Source organism: Streptococcus oralis subsp. oralis (assembly GCF_000960035.1).
Classification (GTDB): Bacteria; Bacillota; Bacilli; order Lactobacillales; family Streptococcaceae; genus Streptococcus; species Streptococcus oralis_G.
On record NZ_JYGR01000005.1, the window covers coordinates 446627 to 466882 of the forward strand.

Annotated in this window: 24 protein-coding genes; 17 read left to right on the plus strand and 7 right to left on the minus strand. The window is 41.1% G+C overall.

All coding sequences use genetic code 11. The annotated features are described in order from the left end of the window. Positions 1 to 16 precede the first annotated feature (16 nt). The 6 genes from TZ92_RS05275 to TZ92_RS05300 all read left to right on the plus strand — a co-directional run bounded on the left by TZ92_RS05275 (position 17) and on the right by TZ92_RS05300 (position 4260). Positions 17 to 568 carry a putative immunity protein gene (locus TZ92_RS05275; protein ID WP_000801504.1) on the plus strand — a complete coding sequence of 184 codons (552 nt, stop codon included), beginning with the start codon at positions 17 to 19 and terminating at the stop codon, positions 566 to 568. 129 nt (positions 569 to 697) lie between these two features. Continuing rightward, the gene (locus tag TZ92_RS05280) at positions 698 to 1600 is read left to right on the plus strand and encodes a DMT family transporter (RefSeq protein WP_033629571.1); all 903 of its coding nucleotides are present in this window, start codon (positions 698 to 700) and stop codon (positions 1598 to 1600) included. 149 nt (positions 1601 to 1749) lie between these two features. Next, positions 1750 to 2607 (plus strand): alpha/beta fold hydrolase, encoded by an 858-nt coding sequence (locus tag TZ92_RS05285; protein WP_033629572.1) that lies wholly within the window; start codon positions 1750 to 1752, stop codon positions 2605 to 2607. Between the two features lie 75 nt (positions 2608 to 2682). Next, entirely contained in the window at positions 2683 to 3201 is a 519-nt protein-coding gene (gene rimM, locus TZ92_RS05290; RefSeq protein ID WP_033629573.1) for a ribosome maturation factor RimM, read from the plus strand. Further along, positions 3191 to 3910 (plus strand): tRNA (guanosine(37)-N1)-methyltransferase TrmD, encoded by a 720-nt coding sequence (gene trmD, locus TZ92_RS05295; RefSeq protein WP_033629574.1) that lies wholly within the window; start codon positions 3191 to 3193, stop codon positions 3908 to 3910. Before rimM ends, trmD begins: the two co-directional genes overlap by 11 nt. 11 nt (positions 3911 to 3921) lie before the next feature. Then, a complete protein-coding gene (locus TZ92_RS05300) occupies positions 3922 to 4260 on the plus strand; it encodes an ATP cone domain-containing protein (protein ID WP_001196045.1) in 339 nt (112 codons plus the stop codon). 27 nt (positions 4261 to 4287) lie between these two features. Here the strand turns inward: TZ92_RS05300 and TZ92_RS05305 are convergent, their stop codons facing one another. Next, positions 4288 to 4608, minus strand: a complete 321-nt coding sequence (locus TZ92_RS05305) for a eukaryotic translation initiation factor 4 gamma (RefSeq protein ID WP_033629575.1) — start codon at positions 4606 to 4608, stop codon at positions 4288 to 4290. A gap of 103 nt (positions 4609 to 4711) precedes the next feature. Here TZ92_RS05305 and TZ92_RS05310 point away from each other — a divergent pair, with 103 nt between their 5' ends. Then, positions 4712 to 4930 carry a YdbC family protein gene (locus tag TZ92_RS05310; protein ID WP_000807419.1) on the plus strand — a complete coding sequence of 73 codons (219 nt, stop codon included), beginning with the start codon at positions 4712 to 4714 and terminating at the stop codon, positions 4928 to 4930. A gap of 33 nt (positions 4931 to 4963) precedes the next feature. On the opposite strand, the gene TZ92_RS05315 is transcribed toward TZ92_RS05310, so the two are convergent. The 3 genes from TZ92_RS05315 to gor form a co-directional block, all read right to left on the minus strand. Then, positions 4964 to 5521: a TetR/AcrR family transcriptional regulator gene (locus TZ92_RS05315; protein WP_033629576.1), complete on the minus strand. Its 558-nt coding sequence runs from the start codon at positions 5519 to 5521 to the stop codon at positions 4964 to 4966. A gap of 391 nt (positions 5522 to 5912) precedes the next feature. After that, a complete protein-coding gene (locus tag TZ92_RS05320; RefSeq protein ID WP_033629577.1) occupies positions 5913 to 6449 on the minus strand; it encodes a biotin transporter BioY in 537 nt (178 codons plus the stop codon). Positions 6450 to 6592: 143 nt separating this feature from the next. After that, positions 6593 to 7939 (minus strand): glutathione-disulfide reductase, encoded by a 1347-nt coding sequence (gene gor / locus TZ92_RS05325; RefSeq protein ID WP_033629578.1) that lies wholly within the window; start codon positions 7937 to 7939, stop codon positions 6593 to 6595. 267 nt (positions 7940 to 8206) lie between these two features. Here gor and TZ92_RS05330 point away from each other — a divergent pair, with 267 nt between their 5' ends. The 4 genes from TZ92_RS05330 (at position 8207) to metG (ending at position 13470) form a co-directional block, all read left to right on the plus strand. Then, positions 8207 to 9391: an efflux RND transporter periplasmic adaptor subunit gene (locus TZ92_RS05330; protein ID WP_033629579.1), complete on the plus strand. Its 1185-nt coding sequence runs from the start codon at positions 8207 to 8209 to the stop codon at positions 9389 to 9391. Further along, positions 9375 to 10076: an ABC transporter ATP-binding protein gene (locus TZ92_RS05335; RefSeq protein ID WP_033629580.1), complete on the plus strand. Its 702-nt coding sequence runs from the start codon at positions 9375 to 9377 to the stop codon at positions 10074 to 10076. Before TZ92_RS05330 ends, TZ92_RS05335 begins: the two co-directional genes overlap by 17 nt. 1 nt (position 10077) lies before the next feature. Next, a complete protein-coding gene (locus TZ92_RS05340; protein ID WP_033629581.1) occupies positions 10078 to 11337 on the plus strand; it encodes an ABC transporter permease in 1260 nt (419 codons plus the stop codon). A gap of 135 nt (positions 11338 to 11472) precedes the next feature. Then, entirely contained in the window at positions 11473 to 13470 is a 1998-nt protein-coding gene (gene metG, locus TZ92_RS05345; protein WP_033629582.1) for a methionine--tRNA ligase, read from the plus strand. A 16-nt stretch (positions 13471 to 13486) separates the two neighbouring features. Here the strand turns inward: metG and TZ92_RS05350 are convergent, their stop codons facing one another. The 3 genes from TZ92_RS05350 to coaA form a co-directional block, all read right to left on the minus strand. Next, entirely contained in the window at positions 13487 to 14020 is a 534-nt protein-coding gene (locus tag TZ92_RS05350) for a DNA topology modulation protein (RefSeq protein WP_033629583.1), read from the minus strand. Between the two features lie 52 nt (positions 14021 to 14072). After that, entirely contained in the window at positions 14073 to 14309 is a 237-nt protein-coding gene (gene rpsT / locus TZ92_RS05355) for a 30S ribosomal protein S20 (RefSeq protein WP_001274000.1), read from the minus strand. 67 nt (positions 14310 to 14376) lie between these two features. Further along, positions 14377 to 15297 carry a type I pantothenate kinase gene (gene coaA, locus TZ92_RS05360; RefSeq protein ID WP_033629584.1) on the minus strand — a complete coding sequence of 307 codons (921 nt, stop codon included), beginning with the start codon at positions 15295 to 15297 and terminating at the stop codon, positions 14377 to 14379. Positions 15298 to 15498: 201 nt separating this feature from the next. Between coaA and TZ92_RS05365 the strand changes: the two genes are divergently transcribed. The 6 genes from TZ92_RS05365 (at position 15499) to TZ92_RS05390 (ending at position 20170) form a co-directional block, all read left to right on the plus strand. Then, positions 15499 to 15903: a hypothetical protein gene (locus TZ92_RS05365; RefSeq protein ID WP_000698104.1), complete on the plus strand. Its 405-nt coding sequence runs from the start codon at positions 15499 to 15501 to the stop codon at positions 15901 to 15903. Positions 15904 to 16102: 199 nt separating this feature from the next. Next, positions 16103 to 16693 (plus strand): class I SAM-dependent methyltransferase, encoded by a 591-nt coding sequence (locus TZ92_RS05370; protein WP_080702634.1) that lies wholly within the window; start codon positions 16103 to 16105, stop codon positions 16691 to 16693. Continuing rightward, the gene (locus TZ92_RS05375) at positions 16690 to 17967 is read left to right on the plus strand and encodes a pyrimidine-nucleoside phosphorylase (RefSeq protein ID WP_033629586.1); all 1278 of its coding nucleotides are present in this window, start codon (positions 16690 to 16692) and stop codon (positions 17965 to 17967) included. The genes TZ92_RS05370 and TZ92_RS05375 overlap by 4 nt, the downstream gene beginning before the upstream one ends. A gap of 19 nt (positions 17968 to 17986) precedes the next feature. Further along, positions 17987 to 18649 (plus strand): deoxyribose-phosphate aldolase, encoded by a 663-nt coding sequence (gene deoC / locus TZ92_RS05380; RefSeq protein WP_033629587.1) that lies wholly within the window; start codon positions 17987 to 17989, stop codon positions 18647 to 18649. Continuing rightward, complete coding sequence (locus TZ92_RS05385; RefSeq protein ID WP_000246096.1) at positions 18636 to 19025, plus strand: cytidine deaminase; 390 nt, start codon at positions 18636 to 18638, stop codon at positions 19023 to 19025. Before deoC ends, TZ92_RS05385 begins: the two co-directional genes overlap by 14 nt. 89 nt (positions 19026 to 19114) lie before the next feature. Further along, positions 19115 to 20170 (plus strand): BMP family lipoprotein, encoded by a 1056-nt coding sequence (locus tag TZ92_RS05390; RefSeq protein WP_001036150.1) that lies wholly within the window; start codon positions 19115 to 19117, stop codon positions 20168 to 20170. Positions 20171 to 20256 lie beyond the last annotated feature (86 nt).

Below are 20256 nucleotides of genomic sequence, written 5' to 3' on the forward strand. Positions count from 1 at the left end.
AAGAATAGAGAAAGCAATGAAACCAGAGGATTATGCATGGAATGAGTTTGAACGAACTGCCTATAAGACTAAAATGAATCACCTACCTAGTCCTTACAAAGTTGCCATTTGGGATGACTCTGAGAAAAGATTGGAGCTAGAACAAATACTGGATAGACTTCCTCAGAAAGAACTAGCTCGATGGGCATTAGAGAACTCGCAAGATTTCTTATCTTTAATTGATATCGGTGATGAAGGTGAGAAAAATAAAATAATTCGGCAAACTTATGAGGCTTTTGATGCACGATTGAGAAATGAGTTCTCACCTCATGAGTTGAGAAAAGCAGGTTTCGCAGCAAATCTCCTCTCTAAAAATGCCCAAAATCAAATCGCTAAGTACGCTGCCAGAGTCTTTGTACAAGCTATTTCAACAGCCCATATGAGAGGACACGCCATCGTTTCCGCGGATTATGCTATCAAAGTAAGGAATCTCCAAGAGGCAGACAAGCTAGAACTTGTAAGAAAAGAACGAGAAAAGCAGATCAGACTGGCTGAATCCTTTTTAGCTAATGTAATAGATAAACGGTGAAAGAAGGCATAAAATACCAATCCTAGAAATAGCATCTAGGATTTTACTATGCTAAAATGGATAGACAGTCTCAAAGAATTCTAGTCAATTAATCTTGAGAATAGCTATTTTTAAAGGGAGTAACATTCTATGAACGAGAAAACAAAAGCTTACCTAGCAGCCTTATCCTTTTCAGCAATCATTGGATTTTCTTTTTTATTTACAAAGATTGCTTTAGGATATGCCAGTCCTCTCACCAACTTAGCGCATCGCTATACAATCGCTGCTTTGGTATTGGTCGCTCTTCATCAAACCAAACTTATCAAAGTGAGTTTAAGCAGAAAAGATATTCTTTCTATTCTTCCTATGAGTCTTTTCTATCCACTCCTCTTCTTTATTTTTCAATCCTTTGCTTTACAGTATATATCGTCTTCTGAAGCGGGAATTTTACAAGCGCTTGTCCCGATCTTTACGCTCCTTTTGGCATCGGTTTTTCTCAAGGAGAAGACAAGTTTGCTACAAAAGTTCTTTTTATTTTTATCCGTAGCAGGAGTAGTTTTCATCTTCCTTAGTAAAGGAGCAAACTTTAGCACTGAAACTGCTAGCTTGGGCTTTCTCTTGATGTTGGGATCTGTTCTCGCCAATGCGATAAACAATATCCTTAGCAAGGCTAAAGGAGGTCGCTATCGGGCTATGGATATGACAGTTGTTGTGATATTTGTTGGCTTCGTCACCTTTAATACGTTGAGTCTGACCTCTCACTATCTAGAGGGGAACATATTAGCTTACTTTGCGCCACTTGGACAGGTACCCTATCTGCTTTCCATCCTCTATTTGGGAATTTTAGCCTCTATAGTTACTGGTAGTCTCACTATCTATGCTATCGTTCGCCTTGGGGCATCAACCGTCAGTGTCTTTGGCAATCTTGGAACAGTTTTGACCATTCTAGCTGGAGCTCTTATCCTCCACGAACCAATTTATAGTTACCATGTGATTGGAGCTGCTCTGATTATTGCTGGAATCTTAGGCATGAATCTGATGAGAAAAAAGTAAAGATTGCTTAGCAGTCTTTTTCTTTACCTAAATGATGCAGAAAATTCAAAATTTTTAATGAAATCAAGTTTAGAAAACCATGATTTTAATATAGCATGATAAAATAGATACAAAGAATGATATCAGGATAAAGAGGAGCGAATGTAGTAATGAAGCCAAATGATATTGCTGAAGCTATTGCTTTTTATAACAGAGAACCCGAGACTTTGGAACGTCACATTATACCAGTATTAGATTGTGATTTGGTTGTTTATCATCGTCCTGGAAGCGCAAGTAAAGGACATATTATTTTTTATCATGGAGCTTGTGGACGTAGTCAGATGTGGGCCCACCAGTATGATGCTTTTGATGGATTTGACCTTTACTTTGTCAATGTTAGAGGGCAGGGTGAATCACCTATGAAAGTTGGGCTACCCGACTTAGAAGGCGCTGTTCAAGATGTAGATGCTATTTTGTCCTATTTCAAGCTGGATAAGGTGATATTGGTTGGTCATTCTTGGGGAGGAAATCCACTTCAAGAGTATACCTATCGCCATCCAGAAAGAGTCCTAGCCTTGGTCATGGTAGATAGTTGGGGACAGCATCGTTACCTATCAGAGAAAGAAAGAGGTCGAATCAAATATAGTTCTCTTATGTACAAGACGATTCCTTGGAAGGTGATTGCTGATAAGAACTCAAAAATGTGTACTGATAACCCTATCACAAGAGAATTGGTCAAGACGGCCATTATAGAAACTGGGCGAGATGTTTTCTTGAACCTTGGAATCACAGGTTTCTTGGCAGTCCATGAGATAGAAGGATATAAAGGAAATCCTCCCATGCTATTAGTAAGAGGCGAAAATGATTTTCCCAAACACCTAAAAATAATCTATGATGGTATCATTTCTCTAAATCCCAATGCGCGTCAAGTAACGATTTCAGACAGCAAACACCAACCGATGAATGACCACCCTAAAGAGTTTAATCAGATAGTTGGTGATTTTTTTGAAGAAGTAGTAGCCTTGTAAGATAGAACCTATCCAACTTGTGAAAATCCTTGGAACGTGATAAAATAAAGGATAGAAATAGATGCAGGAGACAAGATGAACTACTTTAATGTTGGAAAAATCGTCAATACGCAGGGTCTACAGGGGGAGATGCGAGTCTTGTCTGTTACGGATTTTGCTGAAGAACGATTTAAAAAGGGAGCAGAGCTGGCTTTATTTGATGATAAAGACCAGTTTGTCCAAACAGTGACCATCGCAAGTCACCGCAAGCATAAGAACTTTGACATTATCAAATTCAAAGACATGTACCATATCAATGCGATTGAGAAGTACAAGGGCTACAGTCTCAAGGTCGCTGAGGAAGATTTGAACGATTTAGATGATGGTGAATTCTATTATCACGAGATTATCGGTTTGGACGTTTACGAGGGAGACAACTTGATTGGAACCATCAAAGAGATTCTGCAACCAGGTGCCAACGATGTCTGGGTGGTCAAGCGAAAAGGTAAGCGTGATTTGCTTCTACCTTACATTCCGCCAGTAGTTCTCAATGTTGATATTCCAAACAAACGGGTTGATGTGGATATCTTAGAAGGATTAGACGATGAAGATTGATATTTTAACCCTCTTTCCTGAGATGTTTTCTCCGCTGGAGCACTCGATTGTTGGGAAGGCTCGAGAAAAAGGGCTCTTGGATATCCAGTACCATAATTTCAGAGAATACGCTGAAAAAGCCCGTCATGTTGACGATGAACCTTACGGAGGCGGTCAAGGAATGTTGCTCCGTGCCCAACCTATTTTCGATGCCTTTGATGCTATTGAAAAGAATAATCCCCGCGTCATTCTTCTCGATCCTGCTGGGAAACAGTTCGATCAAGCTTACGCTGAGGATTTGGCCCAAGAAGAGGAGCTTATCTTTATCTGTGGTCACTACGAAGGGTATGACGAGCGCATCAAGACCTTGGTAACCGATGAAATTTCCCTAGGAGATTATGTACTGACTGGTGGTGAGTTGGCAGCCATGACCATGATTGATGCGACCGTGCGCTTGATACCAGAAGTGATTGGTAAGGAGTCCAGTCACCAGGATGATAGCTTTTCTTCAGGTCTTCTCGAATATCCTCAGTACACACGCCCTTATGACTATCGTGGCATGGTCGTGCCAGATGTGCTCATGAGTGGGCACCATGAAAAGATTCGCCAGTGGCGACTGTATGAGAGTCTAAAGAAAACCTACAAGCGCAGACCTGACCTGCTAGAAAACTATCAACTAACAGCAGAGGAAGAAAAGATGCTGGCTGAAATCAAAGAAAACAAAGAATAAAGGAGAACCTTATGCAAGTAATCAAACGTAATGGAGAAATTGCTGAATTTGATCCAGATAAAATTTACCAAGCTGTCCTAAAAGCAGCTCAAACAGTTTATGTTTTGACTGATGACTTACGTCAAAACTTAGCTCAAGTTACTAAAAAAGTCGTTTTGGACTTGGAAGAAGCAAAAGTAGAACGTGCTACTATCAGCATGATCCAATCAATGGTTGAGCACCGCTTACTTGGAGCTGGTTACATCACAATTGCAGAACACTATATCTCTTATCGTTTGCAACGCGATTTGGAGAGAAGTGGTTATGGCGACCATATCGCAGTTCACCTTCATTTTGAACAAATCCGTTAAGAAAAAGAGTGGGATGCAAAGAACATCTCACTCTTTCTTAAATAGACTTTTCTGAGCTTTTTGTACAGTTGAGGGAACGAAACGAAGTCGTTTAATATCACTGATACGAATGATTCGGGTCACGTTTTTTGAAAAATTTTTGACGATAATTTGTTGGCGATTAGCATCGTGTTTGACAATATCACCCGTAAAACTTGTCTCAGCAAGTATGACATGAATAGCCGACTTTTTCTGGATGGCTTGTTCAATCATAGCAGTGAGGGAGTTGTCCTCGATTTGAGGATGATCATCATTCCCATTGAGAAAACCATGTAGTTTATCTAGAACTAGTTTGAATGTCTGTCTCATAGAATCCTCCCTTCTTATATATCCACATTATATAAAATTTTCCTAAAAACCACAAGATTTTTACGAATAGACTATAGAAATCATATCACATAAAGGAGTTAAAATGGCAGAATTTACATTTGAAATCGAAGAACACTTGCTCACCTTGTCTGAAAATGACAAAGGATGGACAAAAGAACTAAATCGCGTTAGCTTTAATGGAGCACCAGCAAAGTTTGATATTCGTTCTTGGAGTCCTGACCATACTAAAATGGGCAAAGGAATCACGCTTTCCAATGAAGAATTTCAGGTAATGGTCGATGCCTTTAAAGGGGGACAATAAAAAGAATCTTGAGTGCAACTCAAGATTCTTTTTTTAGGACACAATATAGTCACAGAGAGAAGTCTTAGACAATTGAATGAAAGTCTCTCTATACTCTTCAGGTGGGATTGGATTATCTTTACGAATCCAGACTTCAATGAAAGAGATGGCCATGGTCGTAATGATATAAGCGATGTCCTCTTTATTAAAATTATATTTCAGTTGGTAATTGACATTCTTTAGTACCCACTCTGAGTATGTTCCACGCAGAAATTCCTTCCAACATGGGTCGACTTGTGTGGTATACAAGGTGTTAATAACTTCCCTTTTTTCGTATATGAGCGGAAGTATATAGTCTGCTAAAAAGCTGATAGGATCTCCATCATTGTTAGGGCAGTACTTATTAAAGACGTTAAAAATGTGCTGATTGGTCTCTTCGTGAATATACTCAATAATATCTTCAAAGTTGTTAAAATGCTTTTGATAAATCGCTTGTCGTGAAATACCATCTTCAGCAGCAATTTCAGTCATTGTAAAGGAACTACGTTGAGGATTTTTCTTAGCTAGTGTGATGAGAGAACCAATGATTAGCTCACGAGTATTCTTTGCCATAGAATTACCTTTCTGTTTATAATTATTTATAATTATTTTTGTATTAAAAGAAATCAAAATGTTCAAGTTAATATAAATAATCAATGAACATTAAATTTACTGAATCTTTTAGGTAGCTCTATTGTATCACAAATAATTTATTAAATATAGTTCTATCAGTAAAAATGCGTTTTCTGAAAATATACAGTTATTAACCTTTCAAAATCAATGGAAGCTTATTTGGGTTGAATCAATCAGATTACTTTTCTACTTTGCATATCGTGAAAAACTGTAATTTGAAGGATAAAATGATTAATATTCATACCGGTATAAGAATAGTCAAGTAGCTAAATAGTGTACAGTTGATTCTTAGAATGGAAATAGTCCAGAACAATTGTTCTGGACTATTCTTTTATCTTGAAAAATATGGAAGGCTTTTCAATCTTTCGAGTAGGGGACGACTAATGAAACTAATGGCAATAATCTTACCAAGATCAGGGAGGATAAAGGGAAGGACACCGACAGCTAGTGCCTTATCGAATGGCATACCAGCAAGGAAGTGGAGGCTGAGAATTCCCCCGACAAAGACGAGGGAGTCACCCAAGAGGTTGGCTAGGAAAATGCGAATGTAGCCACTATTTTGATGGATGAGATAAGATGTAAGTCCAGCATAGACAAGATCGAACCAAAGATAGCCTGCGCTTGGGCCGACTAAAACGTGAAATCCAGCTCCTCCCCCTGCAAAAACAGGTAAACCAATGGCACCCAGCAGGAGATAGAGAGCTACAGATAGAACAGCTTCTCTGGGTCTAAAAATAGTAGCAATCAGACCGATCGCAAAGTTTTGTAGAGTGAAGGGGACAGGACCGATAGGGAGACTGATTTGTGCTAAAACGGCGATGAGAGCAGCACCGATAGCAGGGATAGCGTAGATATGAGCTTTTTTCAAAACTGTTAACCTCTTTTCAAAATTATAGTAACTATTATACTAATTCAGAAGAAAAAGTCAACCTATTTTTTATAACAAGGTAACAATTTTGTAACAGCGGATTTTGCAAGTAAAAAGAGACCTTTTCAGGTCTCTTTCGATAATTAGCGCATGGTCACAAATTCTTCAGAAGCAGTTGGGTGGATAGCTACTGTAGCGTCAAAGTCTGCCTTGGTTGCTCCCATCTTGATGGCAACAGCGAATCCTTGAATCATCTCATCCACTCCGTAACCGAGCCCGTGAAGGCCAACAACTTTTTCGTCAGCATCGGCGGTGATGAGTTTGAAGCGTGATTCTTGACGATGGTTTGTAACGGCAGAGTACATAGATGCAAAGCTTGACTTGTAGACTTTAATGTGCTCTTGGCCGTATTCTTTGATAGCTTGATCTTCAGTCAATCCCACGGTTCCGATTGCTGGGTGGGAGAAGACAACAGTAGGGATAGTTGTGTAGTCCATCTTAGCACTTGTTTTCCCATTAAAGAGACGTTCAGATAGGGTACGTCCAGCCTTGATGGCTACTGGAGTTAGTTCCTTCTCACCAGTAACGTCTCCGAGGGCATAGATACCATCTACAACAGTATTTTGATACTCATCCACTTGGATAAATCCACGTTCGTTGAGTGTAACGCCAGCCTTTTCTAACTCCAGTCCGTCTACATTTGGACGGCGCCCGGTAGCCCAGATAACTTGGCTTGCAGTGTGACTAGAACCATCTTCGAAATGAATGGTAATACCTTGCTCAGTTTCTTCGAGTTTGACGGGTACCTTGTGTGTGTGCAAAGGAAGGCCTGTTTTTTCCATTTCATTGACAAGACCTTCAACGATGTAGCTGTCAAACGTACGCAAGGGACGATCACGACGGACAAACAAATCAGTTTTTACTCCGAGTGCGTGGAGAACACCTGCTAATTCAACAGCGATATAGCCAGCTCCAAGAATCGCAACGGATTCAGGAAGTTGTTCCCAAGCAAAGACATCGTCTGAGCTACCACCAAGTTCAGCTCCAGGGATAGTTGGGATGCTTGGACGAGCACCAGTCGCAATCACGATATGCTTGGCACGAATCAATTCACCATTGACGCTGACGGTGTGGGAATCAACAAAATGAGCACGCCCCTCAATCAAATCAACTCCGTTGCGCTTGAAACTTCCATCATAAGACGAGCGGGCACGATCGATGTAGGCTTCACGATTTTGACGAAGTTTTGCGAAATCAAATTGAACATCTGAACTCGTAAACCCATAGTCAGGACCGTAGTGGTGGAAGCTTTCGGCGATTTGAGCTCCATACCACATGATTTTCTTAGGAACACAGCCAACGTTGACACAAGTTCCACCCAATTTTTTCTCTTCGATAACAGCTGCTTTGGCGCCGTGTTCACCAGCGCGGTTCATGGTGGCAATGCCGCCACTCCCTCCACCGATGGCAATGATATCATATTCTCTCATAGAAAACTCCTTATAGCTTTGATAGTCATATTCTATCGTTTTTACTATTTGAATGCAAAAATCTGCTACGTTAAAAAAAATTAGAAAAACACTTGCCATTTTTTCAAAGATAGTGTATTATATACCTAGTACAATAATCCAAAAACAAATACCGAACGAAATATTTCTCCTGAACTGTCATTGTTTCTCTCTGAACGATCATTGTTTGGGTCTAGTATTTTTGATATAATGGTTTTTGTAAGCTTAAAGTGAAAAAGGAGATTAACTATGAAAAGAACCAAAAAGGTAAAAAAATGGCAATTATTCACTGCTATTGGTGTTGCAAGTGCTATTGTTATCAGTGCTGCGGGGATTATGATTTTTAGACAACCATCCCAGTCGGCTGTCCAGGATGAGACTTCTCATATTGTTGTTGCCAAGGAAGGTTCCGTTGCTTCATCGGTCCTCTTGTCAGGTACCGTCACAGCAAAAAATGAACAATACGTTTATTTTGATGCCAGCAAGGGAGATTTAGATGAAATTCTTGTTTCTGTTGGGGACAAGGTCGAAGAAGGGCAAGCTTTGGTGAAATACAGCAGTGCTGACGCTCAAGCAGCCTACGATGCAGCCAGTCGAGCAGTTGCAAAGGCCGACCGTCATATCAATGAGTTAAACAAAGCTCGTGAAAATGCAAACTCTGCACCAGTTTCACCACAAGTTCCAACTGAAGCTGGACTTCCAGAGCAAGCACCTGCCGAAACTTCTTCCGTATCCTCTATTGATTCTCAAATCAGTGATGCTAAGGATAACCGTGCAGATGCTGTGGCCCAACTCAACAAGGCCCAAGCTCAACTGGATGCAGCAACTGTTCTCAGTACACTAGAAGGAACCGTTGTGGAAGTCAACCGTAATGTTTCCAAATCACCGACTGGTAGCAGTCAAGTGATGGTTCATGTCGTAAGTAATGAAAACTTGCAGGTCAAAGGGGAGTTGTCTGAATACAACCTTGCTAACCTTTCTGTTGGGCAAGAAGTTACCTTTACTTCGAAGGTTTACCAAGATAAGAGCTGGACGGGTAAAATCAGCTATATTTCTGATTATCCTAAAAACAACGGAGAAGCAGCAAATGCAGCCCTTGGAGGGAATACTGGATCTAAGTACCCTTATACTGTTGATGTGACTAGCGATATCGGTGAGTTGAAACAAGGCTTCTCAGTCAGTGTTGAAGTCAAAAACAAAAGTAAAGCCATCCTTGTTCCTTTGACAAGTATTGTTACCGAAAATGACAAAAACTATGTCTGGCTCGTTGACGACCAGAAAAAAGCGAAGAAGGTAGAAGTTACTTTGGGGAATGCGGACGCAGACAATCAAGAAATTACTTCAGGTTTGACAGACGGTGCCAAGGTCATCAGTAATCCAACATCTTCCTTGGAAGAAGGAAAAGAGGTGAAGGCTGATGAAGAAACTAATTAGTCTAAAAAATATCTGCAGGAGTTATCGAAATGGTGACCAAGAACTGCAGGTCCTAAAAAATATTAACTTAGAAGTTCAAGAAGGTGAGTTTGTCGCCATTATGGGACCGTCCGGTTCTGGTAAATCTACTTTGATGAATACCATTGGAATGCTGGATACACCAACCAGTGGAGAGTACTATCTTGAAGGTCAAGAAGTTGCAGGTCTTGGAGAGAAACAACTGGCCAAGGTCCGCAACCAGCAAATCGGCTTTGTCTTTCAGCAGTTCTTTCTCTTGTCCAAACTCAATGCTCTTCAAAATGTCGAATTGCCCTTGATTTACGCTGGTGTTTCGGCTTCAAAACGACGGAAATTGGCTGAGGAATTTCTGGAAAAGGTTGAGCTAACGGAGCGCAGTCATCATTTGCCTTCCGAGTTATCAGGTGGTCAAAAGCAACGTGTAGCGATTGCGCGTGCCTTGGTAAACAATCCATCTATCATCCTAGCAGACGAACCCACAGGAGCTTTGGATACCAAGACAGGAAATCAAATCATGCAACTGTTGGTGGAGTTAAACAAGGAAGGGAAAACCATTATCATGGTCACGCACGAGCCTGAGATTGCTGCCTATGCCAAACGCCAGATAGTCATTCGTGATGGTGTTATCTCATCAGACAGTGCACCAGTAGAAAAGGAGGAAAACTAAGATGCAGAATCTGAAATTTGCCTTTTCATCCATCATGGCCCACAAGATGCGTTCCTTCCTCACCATGATTGGGATTATCATCGGAGTTTCGTCTGTCGTCGTCATCATGGCTCTTGGCGACTCCATGTCTCGTCAGGTCAATAAAAACATGACCAAATCGCAGAAGGATATCCATGTCTTTTTCTCTCCTATCAAGAGCAAGGATGGCTCCTTTACTCAGCGCCAGTCAGCTTTGACGGTCAGTGGGAAAGAAGAGGATGTTCATGTTGAACCACCAAAACCACTGGAGTCTTGGGTCAAGGAGGCTGCCAAACTCAAAGGAGTAGACAGTTACTATGTCACTAACTCGACTAACGTCACCCTGTCTTATAAGGATAAGAAGGTTGAACGGGCGACTTTGACTGGTGGAAATAGCACCTACATGAACGCAGTTGAAAATGAGATTGTTGCTGGTAGAAGTCTAAGACCGCAAGACTACAAGGAATTTGCCAGTGTGATTTTGTTGGACGAAGAACTAGCTAAGAGTTTGTTTGATAGTCCAGAAGCTGCGGTTAATCAAGTCATCTCTGTCAATGAATTTAGTTACCGTGTGATTGGCGTTTATACAAGCAATGAAGCTAAAACTGCTAAAGCCTTTGGGATTGGTGGTCTTCCAATTACGACCAATATCTCTCTCGCAGCTAATTTTAATACTGATGAAATCTCGAACATCGTCTTTCGTGTCAATGATACTAGTCTAACGCAGACTTTGGGTCCAGAGTTGGCTCGAAAACTGACTGAGATTGCAGGTCTTCAACAAGGGGAGTACCAAGTTGCGGATGCCACTGCCGCCTTCCAAGAGGTACAACAACTATTTGGCTTTATGACCACTGTTATCAGTGCCATTGCAGGGATTTCACTCTTTGTTGGTGGTACAGGTGTTATGAATATCATGTTGGTTTCTGTGACAGAACGTACGCGTGAAATTGGTCTGCGGAAGGCTCTCGGAGCCACACGGGCTAATATCTTAGTACAGTTTTTGATTGAGTCCATGATCTTGACCTTGCTAGGTGGTGTCATCGGTCTAGTCAGTGCAGCAGGCTTGACAATGTTAGCGGGTATCTTGTTGCAAAATATGATTGCAGGTATCGAAGTTGGGGTTTCCCTCCCAATTGCTCTCTTTAGCTTGGCTGTGTCAGCCAGCGTTGGTATGATCTTCGGCGTCTTGCCGGCCAATAAAGCCTCTAAGCTTGATCCGATTGAAGCCCTTCGTTATGAATAAGATATAGAGCAGAAAAAACAAGATGGACATTTGTCTGTCTTGTTTTTGTATGAATTTCTCTATCGAAAATCACCGAAAATATGATATAATGAAGTGTTAGAAAAACAGGTTTCATTAGCCTGGAAAGGAAAAATTATGTCTGAAAAGAATTTTTATATTACAACACCGATTTACTATCCATCTGGTAAACTTCATATCGGTTCTGCCTACACAACCATTGCTTGTGATGTCCTAGCACGTTACAAACGCCTCATGGGCTACGATGTCTTTTATCTGACTGGTCTTGATGAGCATGGTCAAAAAATCCAGCAAAAAGCGGAAGAAGCTGGCATTACACCTCAAGCTTATGTTGATGGCATGGCGGTTGGAGTCAAAGAACTTTGGAAATTATTAGATATCTCATACGATAAATTTATCCGTACAACTGATGACTACCATGAAAAAGTAGTAGCACAAGTTTTTGAACGCTTGCTTGCTCAAGATGACATCTACCTAGGTGAATACTCTGGTTGGTATTCAGTATCAGATGAGGAATTCTTTACAGAAAGCCAACTTGCGGAAGTTTTCCGTGACGAAGCTGGAAATGTAACTGGCGGTATCGCACCATCAGGTCATGAGGTTGAATGGGTTTCAGAAGAATCTTATTTCCTTCGCCTCAGCAAATACCAAGACCGTTTGGTTGAATTTTTCAAATCGCACCCTGACTTCATCACTCCAGATGGCCGCCTAAATGAAATGTTGCGTAACTTTATTGAGCCAGGTTTGGAAGACTTAGCGGTTTCTCGTACAACCTTTACATGGGGTGTACCAGTTCCATCTAATCCCAAACACGTTGTCTATGTATGGATTGATGCCCTTCTCAACTATGCGACTGCTCTTGGTTACGGTCAAGACGATCATGCTAACTATGATAAATTCTGGAACGGAACAGTCTTCCAAATGGTCGGAAAAGACATCCTTCGTTTCCACTCTATCTACTGGCCAATCCTTCTTATGATGTTGGATATCAAATTGCCAGACCGCTTGATTGCCCACGGTTGGTTTGTCATGAAAGATGGCAAAATGTCTAAGTCTAAAGGGAATGTCGTTTATCCTGAAATGTTAGTAGAGCGCTATGGACTGGATCCACTTCGTTACTACCTCATGCGTAGCCTTCCAGTTGGTTCAGATGGAACCTTCACTCCCGAGGACTATGTAGGCCGTATCAACTATGAATTGGCAAATGACTTAGGAAACCTCCTTAACCGTACGGTTTCCATGATCAACAAGTATTTCAATGGACAAATCCCTGCCTATGTAGAGGGTGTAACAGAGTTTGATAATGCTCTTGCTGATGTTGCAGAACAATCAATCGCCGACTACCATACTCACATGGAAGCAGTTGACTACCCACGTGCTCTTGAAGCAGTCTGGACCCTTATCTCTCGTACCAACAAATATATCGATGAGACCGCTCCATGGGTCTTGGCCAAGGATGAAGCTCTTCGTGACCAATTAGCAAGTGTGATGAGCCACTTGGCAGCTAGCCTTCGTGTCGTCGCTCACTTGATTGAGCCCTTTATGATGGAAACCAGTCGTGCAGTCTTGACTCAACTTGGTTTGGCAGAAGTTGCTAGCCTTGAGAACTTGAGTTTGGCTGACTTCCCAGCAGATGTGACTGTAGTTGCCAAAGGGACACCAATCTTCCCACGTCTAGATATGGAAGAAGAAATCGCCTATATCAAGGAACAAATGGAAGGCAAAAAACCAGCAGTCGAAAAAGAATGGAATCCAGACGAAGTTGAACTTAAACTAAACAAGGAAGAAATCAAGTTTGAAGACTTTGATAAGGTTGAAATTCGTGTCGCAGAAGTCAAAGAAGTTTCGAAAGTAGAAGGTTCTGATAAGTTGCTCCAATTCCGCTTGGATGCTGGTGATGGTGAAGATCGTCAAATCCTCTCAGGAATTGCAAAATACTATCCAAACGAACAAGAATTGGTCGGCAAGAAGGTACAAATCGTTGCCAACCTCAAACCACGCAAGATGATGAAAAAATATGTCAGCCAAGGGATGATTCTCTCAGCTGAACATGAAGGCAAGTTAACCCTTCTCACAGTTGATCCAGCTGTACCAAACGGAAGTGTGATTGGGTAAAAGCAAAAAACCAACGTTAGGCACGTTGGTTTTTCTTGTTATGTGTGAGATTTTCTAAGAAGTGGTCCATCTCCTTTTGCGACCTGAGGAGAATTACTTTCTTTGGATAGGTTTCTTGAATCCCCTTGTAGCGTTCCCTAGCGGATTTGCTTCGCCCATCCCAGAGAATCCATCTGATAAACTCCCAGTCAAAGCGTTCAGGGCAACCTGCAGCCATGCTTTCTCGAACTTGACCTCTGTATTTGAGATAACGCTTAAAGGCCCTCAGTAAACAAGTCCAGGGTGAAAAATTGAGGAAGATGATTTGGTCAGCTTTTAACATTCTTTCCTCGTAATAGCACCAAGAGTAGTTGCCATCGATGACCCAGTCTGAGTGATTGGTGAGGAAGTTTTTCATCTCGGCTTTCATCCAATCACGGTCACTATCTTGCCAACCTGGTTGAAATTGGAGGGTGTCCATATGCAGTTTGGGAATTGAGTAGTAGTTAGATAAGTTCTCAGCTAGAGTTGACTTACCAGCACCAGAATAGCCGATAATTGCGATTTTCATTTTCTACCTTTTCGTAATTGAGGACAAAAAAACAGCCTCTGTGGACTGTTTCTTATTTAGCAAGTTTAGCTGAAAGACGAGCTTTATCGCGACTTGCTTTGTTTTTATGAATCAAACCTTTAGTTTCTGCTTTGTCGATAGCTGAGCTAGCAGCACGGAAAAGTTCTTCAGAAGGGTTTGCTTCGAAAGCTTTGATAGCAGTACGCATAGCTGATTTTTGAGCTGAGTTTTTTTCGTTTTGTTTAACGTTCAATTCAGCGCGTTTGATAGCTGATTTAATGTTTGCCAATGTTCTTACCTCCATATTTACTAACTATACCATTATATATGAAAACTTAGGTTTTGACAAGGGGAAATTATTTTTTTAGGTAAATTTCATCGATTTCATGGTTTTTAGCCTTGTGGAGAATAACCTCGGCCCGATTCCTTGTTGGTTCAATATAGTTTTGTAGATTTGTAAGGTTGATATCACTCCATACTTGGTGGGCAAAAGACTCTACTTCCCCTATTGGCATTTGCGTAAAGTGGTGGTAGTAGCTGTCTGGATCGTTTTGGGCAAAGCTGAGAAGTTTCAAAAAGCGGTCTAAATACCAGCTTTCAATGTCTTCGACAGCGGCGTCTACGTAGATGGAAAAATCAAAGAAGTCGGTGATGTAAAGACGCTCATTCTGAGGATTCTGAAAGACATTGATTCCTTCAACAATCACAAAATCTGCAACCTTAACACGTTGTTTCTCACCAGGAATAATATCATAAACCTCATGAGAATAAACGGGGATATCGACATCCTGGCCATTTTTTAGGCGGTCGAGGAAATTCAGTAAGGCCTCCATGTCATAACTCTCTGGAAAACCTTTGCGATTTAAGATATCTTGGTCCATCAAGGTTTGATTGGGATAGAGAAAACCGTCGGTTGTCACTAACTCCACAGTGGCGTCAGTAACTGTACGAGACAGAAGGATTTGCAGAAGTCGGCTAGTTGTTGATTTGCCAACGGCAACACTTCCCGAAACTCCGATGATGAAGGGCTGAGATTTACTCTCTCTTTGGAGAAAAATTCCCTTAGAGAAGGCTAAATCCTCTTTGGTACGTTTGTAAATTTGGATGAGATGGGCCAATGGTAAATAAATATCTGTCACATCTTGTAGGCTGATTTGGTCATTGAAACTCTTGATGGATTCTAACTCTTCCTCTGTCAAGGGAGGAGTTGTTTTACGATGCAATGATTGCCAAGTCTGGCGACTGATTTTTTCAAAATGTAAAAATTCGTTGGTCATTTGTTTTCCCCTAGATATTTTGTTTATCATACCATAAAAAGCTAAAAAAATAAAGCGGTTTCTTGATGGTAGTAAGTCAATATCGTATAATAGAGGTAGATGGAGGTTGAATAATTTAATGATGAGATAGGGAATGGTTTCTGAAGACTTATCAGTTATTGAAAGTGGGCTTTTTGGTTCACAATTTATTGGAGGTGTGTCATGAAAATCTTAAAACGTTATATATTGGAACTCTGTTTTATTTTAAGTTTTGCCTTACCTTTTATAAGGGGAGCGAATGCGGATAATGGTAGACGCTTTGTGGAAACCTATTACGGTTTTACCTTCTTAATGGATCATTTACTTGTAACAGTTATCTTTATCTGTTCACTCTTGATTGCTTGGCTAGTAAAAAAGCAGTGGACGAAATGGCTTGCTGCTGGTAGTTATCTATTTTTGATTTTGTGGATTGCTACAGAAGGATATCTATTCCGTATGTCACTAGAAGATTTGATACGACTTTGGACAAGTTTGGAAATCTTGACACAAACTTATCAGTTGGGTTTTTATCTAAACATCATATTGGGAATCTTGTTGATAATAAAGTATTTTAAGGTTAAGCAATAGTAAAAATGTACCCGATTGCAGACGAACTGTTTTTTCCTGACTATGATAATTTGTAGTTCCCGATAGATTGTAATGTATTTCTAATAATTGAAAGAGATTGAAGAAAAGGTTTTTTGACTAGGATTCTTCAGTCTTTTTCATTTGATCATCACTTTGTAAACGATTTACAATTTAAGACAAATTATGGTAAAATAGTTTTATGAGTAAAATGTATTATGCAGAAAATCCTGATGCTGCTCACGACATTCATGAGTTGAGAGTGGAGTTGTTGGGAGAAAATATGACCTTTTTGACGGATGCGGGTGTTTTTAGCAAGAAAATGGTTGACTTTGGGAGTCAGCTCTTGCTCAAGTGTCTAGAGGTTAATAAAGGAGAGACGGTCCTTGATGTGGGTTGTGGTTATGGGCCGTTGGGCTTGTCATTAGCCAAGGCTTATGGAGCTCAGGCAACCATGGTCGATATCAATAATCGCGCTCTAGACTTAGCGCAACAAAATGCTGAGCGTAATAAAGTAGAAGCAACGATTTTCCAATCCAATATCTATGAACAAGTTGAAGGAAAGTTTGACCATGTTATTTCCAATCCGCCGATTCGAGCGGGCAAACAGGTTGTTCATGAGATTATCGAAAAGAGCAGAGATTTCTTGAATGACGGAGGAGATTTAACCATTGTCATTCAGAAAAAACAAGGAGCTCCAAGTGCTAAAAGTAAGATGGAAGACGTTTTTGGAAATTGTGAAATCGTAAAGAAAGATAAGGGATACTATATCCTTAGAAGTGTGAAAGAATGAGAGCAGTTGATTTAATCCAAAAGAAACGAGATGGTCAAGAACTGACTACGGCTGAAATAAAATGGTTGGTAGAAGGCTATGTGGCTGGAACTGTTCCAGACTATCAGATGTCTGCTTTTGCTATGGCTGTTTATTTTAAAGGGATGACCACACGTGAGATTTCTGACCTGACGATGAATATGGTCAAGACTGGTCAGGAGTTTGATTTGTCAGCTATTGATGGGGTTAAAGTTGATAAGCATTCGACTGGTGGTGTAGGTGATAAGGTGACCTTGATTCTGGCTCCCCTTGTTGCGAGTTTCGGTATTCCCGTAGCTAAAATGAGTGGTCGTGGTCTTGGCCATACTGGTGGGACAATTGATAAATTGGAGTCCATTAAGGGCTATCAAGTTGAGCGAAGTCAAGAAGATTTCATTCGTCAGGTACAGGACATTGGTGTATCTGTCATTGGGCAGTCCGATCAGCTGGTTAAAGCAGACAAACTTCTCTATGCCCTCCGTGATGTGACAGCAACTGTCGACACGATTCCTTTGATTGCTAGTTCGGTGATGAGCAAGAAAATTGCTGCAGGAGCGGATGCCATTTTGCTAGACGTAACGGTCGGTGAGGGTGCCTTCATGAAGACGGTTGATGAGGCGCGCGAATTGGCTCAAACCATGGTGGATCTTGGTAAGGCAGTTGGTCGAAAGACGGTAGCAGTCATTACCGATATGAGCCAACCCTTGGGAAGAGCCATTGGCAATCGTCTCGAAATCCTTGAGGCAATCGAGATTCTCCAAGGAAAAGGCCGAGAAGATATTAGTCACTTTATCTGCGAGCTAGCTCAGATTATGCTTGGGTTGGCTGATGTTGAGAAAACGATCGAGGAAATCCGTCAACACCTGGAAAATGGCCAAGCACTGGCTAAGTTGGAAGAAATGGTAGCAGCACAAGGCGGCGATTTAGAAGATCTTTATCGTCCAGTCAAAGTTGCCCATGTGGTGGAAATTCCAGCTCAAGATACAGGTGTTATTTCAGCTCTTCCTGCAATGGAATTTGGACTCTATGCCATGAGACTAGGAGCTGGTCGTGCAGTCAAGTCTGATGACTTGGACTATGAAACAGGGATTGTTTTTGAAAAGAAAGTTGGAGACTCCGTTCAAAAGGGTGAAATTGTTGCAAAAGTTTATACAAATGGAAAAATTTCTTCTGAACTAGTTACAGAATTTCAAAAATATGTTAAAATAAATGATGGAGTGCAAAGTTTACGAGAAATTATAGAAATTATCTCATAAAATCAGGGAGAATCCGAATATGAAGTTAAATAAATATATCGATCATACGCTTTTAAAGCAAGATGCAAGTCAAGAACAAATTGATCGTTTGCTATCTGAAGCGCGTGAGTATGACTTTGCCAGCGTTTGTGTCAATCCCACATGGGTGAAACATGCGAAAACAGGGCTCGAAGGCTCAGATGTAAAAGTTTGTACAGTAGTAGGTTTTCCTTTGGGAGCAACAACTTCAGCTGTGAAAGCTTTTGAAACAAAAGAAGCTGTCCAAAACGGTGCAGATGAGATTGATTTGGTTATCAATGTCGGTGCCCTCAAATCAGGCAATCTGGATTTAGTTGAATCGGACATCCGTGCTGTCGTAGAAGCAAGTGGTGACAAGTTGGTGAAAGTCATTATCGAAGCTTGCTTGTTGACAGACAATGAAAAGGTTGTGGCCTGCCAATTATCCCAGAAAGCAGGCGCAGACTATGTCAAAACATCAACTGGATTTTCAACTGGTGGTGCCACTATAGAGGATGTTCAGTTGATGCGTAAAACAGTCGGGCCAGATATGGGAGTTAAGGCAGCTGGTGGAGCGCGTTCATATGCAGATGCTGTCGCTTTTGTGGAAGCAGGTGCTACCCGTATCGGAACATCTGCTGGAGTTGCGATTTTAAAAGGAGAATTGGCAGATGGCGACTACTGAGTTAATTGAACTAGCAATTGAAACTAGCAAGAAAGCTTATGTGCCTTATTCTCACTTTCCTATCGGAGCTGTTTTAGTAGCCAAGGATGGTAGTATTTATACGGGTGTGAACATCGAGAATGCTAGTTATCCCTTGACTAATTGTGGAGAACGTACTGCTATTTTTAAAGCAGTTTCGGAGGGGCAACGGGAGTTTTCAGAATTGATTGTCTACGGTCAAACTGAAAAACCCATCTCGCCATGTGGTGCTTGCCGCCAGGTCATGGTTGAATTTTTTGAACAAGATCTAAAAGTGACTTTAGTCGCTAAAGATAAATCGACGGTCGAGATGACGGTCGGGGAGTTACTTCCATACTCATTTACAGACTTAAACTAGTCTGAGTCACTCTCTGAGTGACGCGGTCCTTGTGGCCAACCAATCCATACTTGCAACATCGTTGCACATCTTATTTAGGAGGTTCAGTAATGAACAAGAAACAATGGCTAGGCCTTGGTCTAGTTGCAGTAGCAGCAGTTGGACTTGCTGCATGTGGTAACCGCTCTTCTCGTAACGCAGCTTCATCTTCATCAGAAATGAAGACCAAAGCAGCGATCGTAACAGATACTGGTGGTGTTGATGATAAATCATTTAACCAATCAGCTTGGGAAGGTTTGCAAGACTGGGGTAAAGAACACAATCTTTCTAAAGATAAAGGTTACACTTACTTCCAATCAACAAGCGAAGCAGACTATGCCAACAACTTGCAACAAGCGGCTGGAAGTTACAACCTGATCTTCGGTGTTGGTTTTGCCCTTCACAATGCAGTTGAGGAAGCAGCAAAAGACCACTCTGACCTAAACTATGTCTTGATTGATGATGTGATTGAAGGTCAAAAGAATGTTGCGAGCGTAAGATTTGCAGATAATGAAGCAGCTTACCTTGCTGGTGTTGCAGCAGCGAAAACTACGAAAACAAAACAAGTTGGTTTTGTAGGTGGTATCGAATCTGAAGTTATTTCACGTTTTGCAGCTGGATTCAAAGCTGGTGTTGAGTCAGTAGACCCATCTATCAAAGTCCAAGTTGACTACGCTGGTTCATTTGGTGATGCTGCCAAAGGTAAAACAATTGCAGCAGCTCAATACGCTGCCGGTGCGGACGTTGTCTACCAAGCAGCTGGTGGTACAGGTGCTGGTGTCTTTGCTGAAGCAAAATCATTGAACGAAAACAAAAATGAAAACGAAAAAGTTTGGGTTATTGGTGTAGACCGTGACCAAGCAGCAGAAGGTAAATACACTTCTAAAGATGGTAAAGAATCTAACTTCGTTCTTGTATCTACATTGAAACAAGTTGGTACAACTGTAAAAGATATTGCCAACAAAACAGAAAAAGGTGAATTCCCTGGTGGACAAGTGATTGTTTACTCATTGAAAGATAAAGGGGTTGAGCTAGCAGTAACAAACCTTTCAGAAGAAGGTAAAAAAGCTGTTGAAGATGCAAAAGCTAAAATCCTTGACGGAAGCGTAAAAGTTCCTGAAAAATAATGGATAAAAGTCATTTCTTAGGAAGCGGCCATTGGTCGCTTCTTTAAGAATTGAGGCAATTTTTGTCTCAATAGAGCTTGTTAATG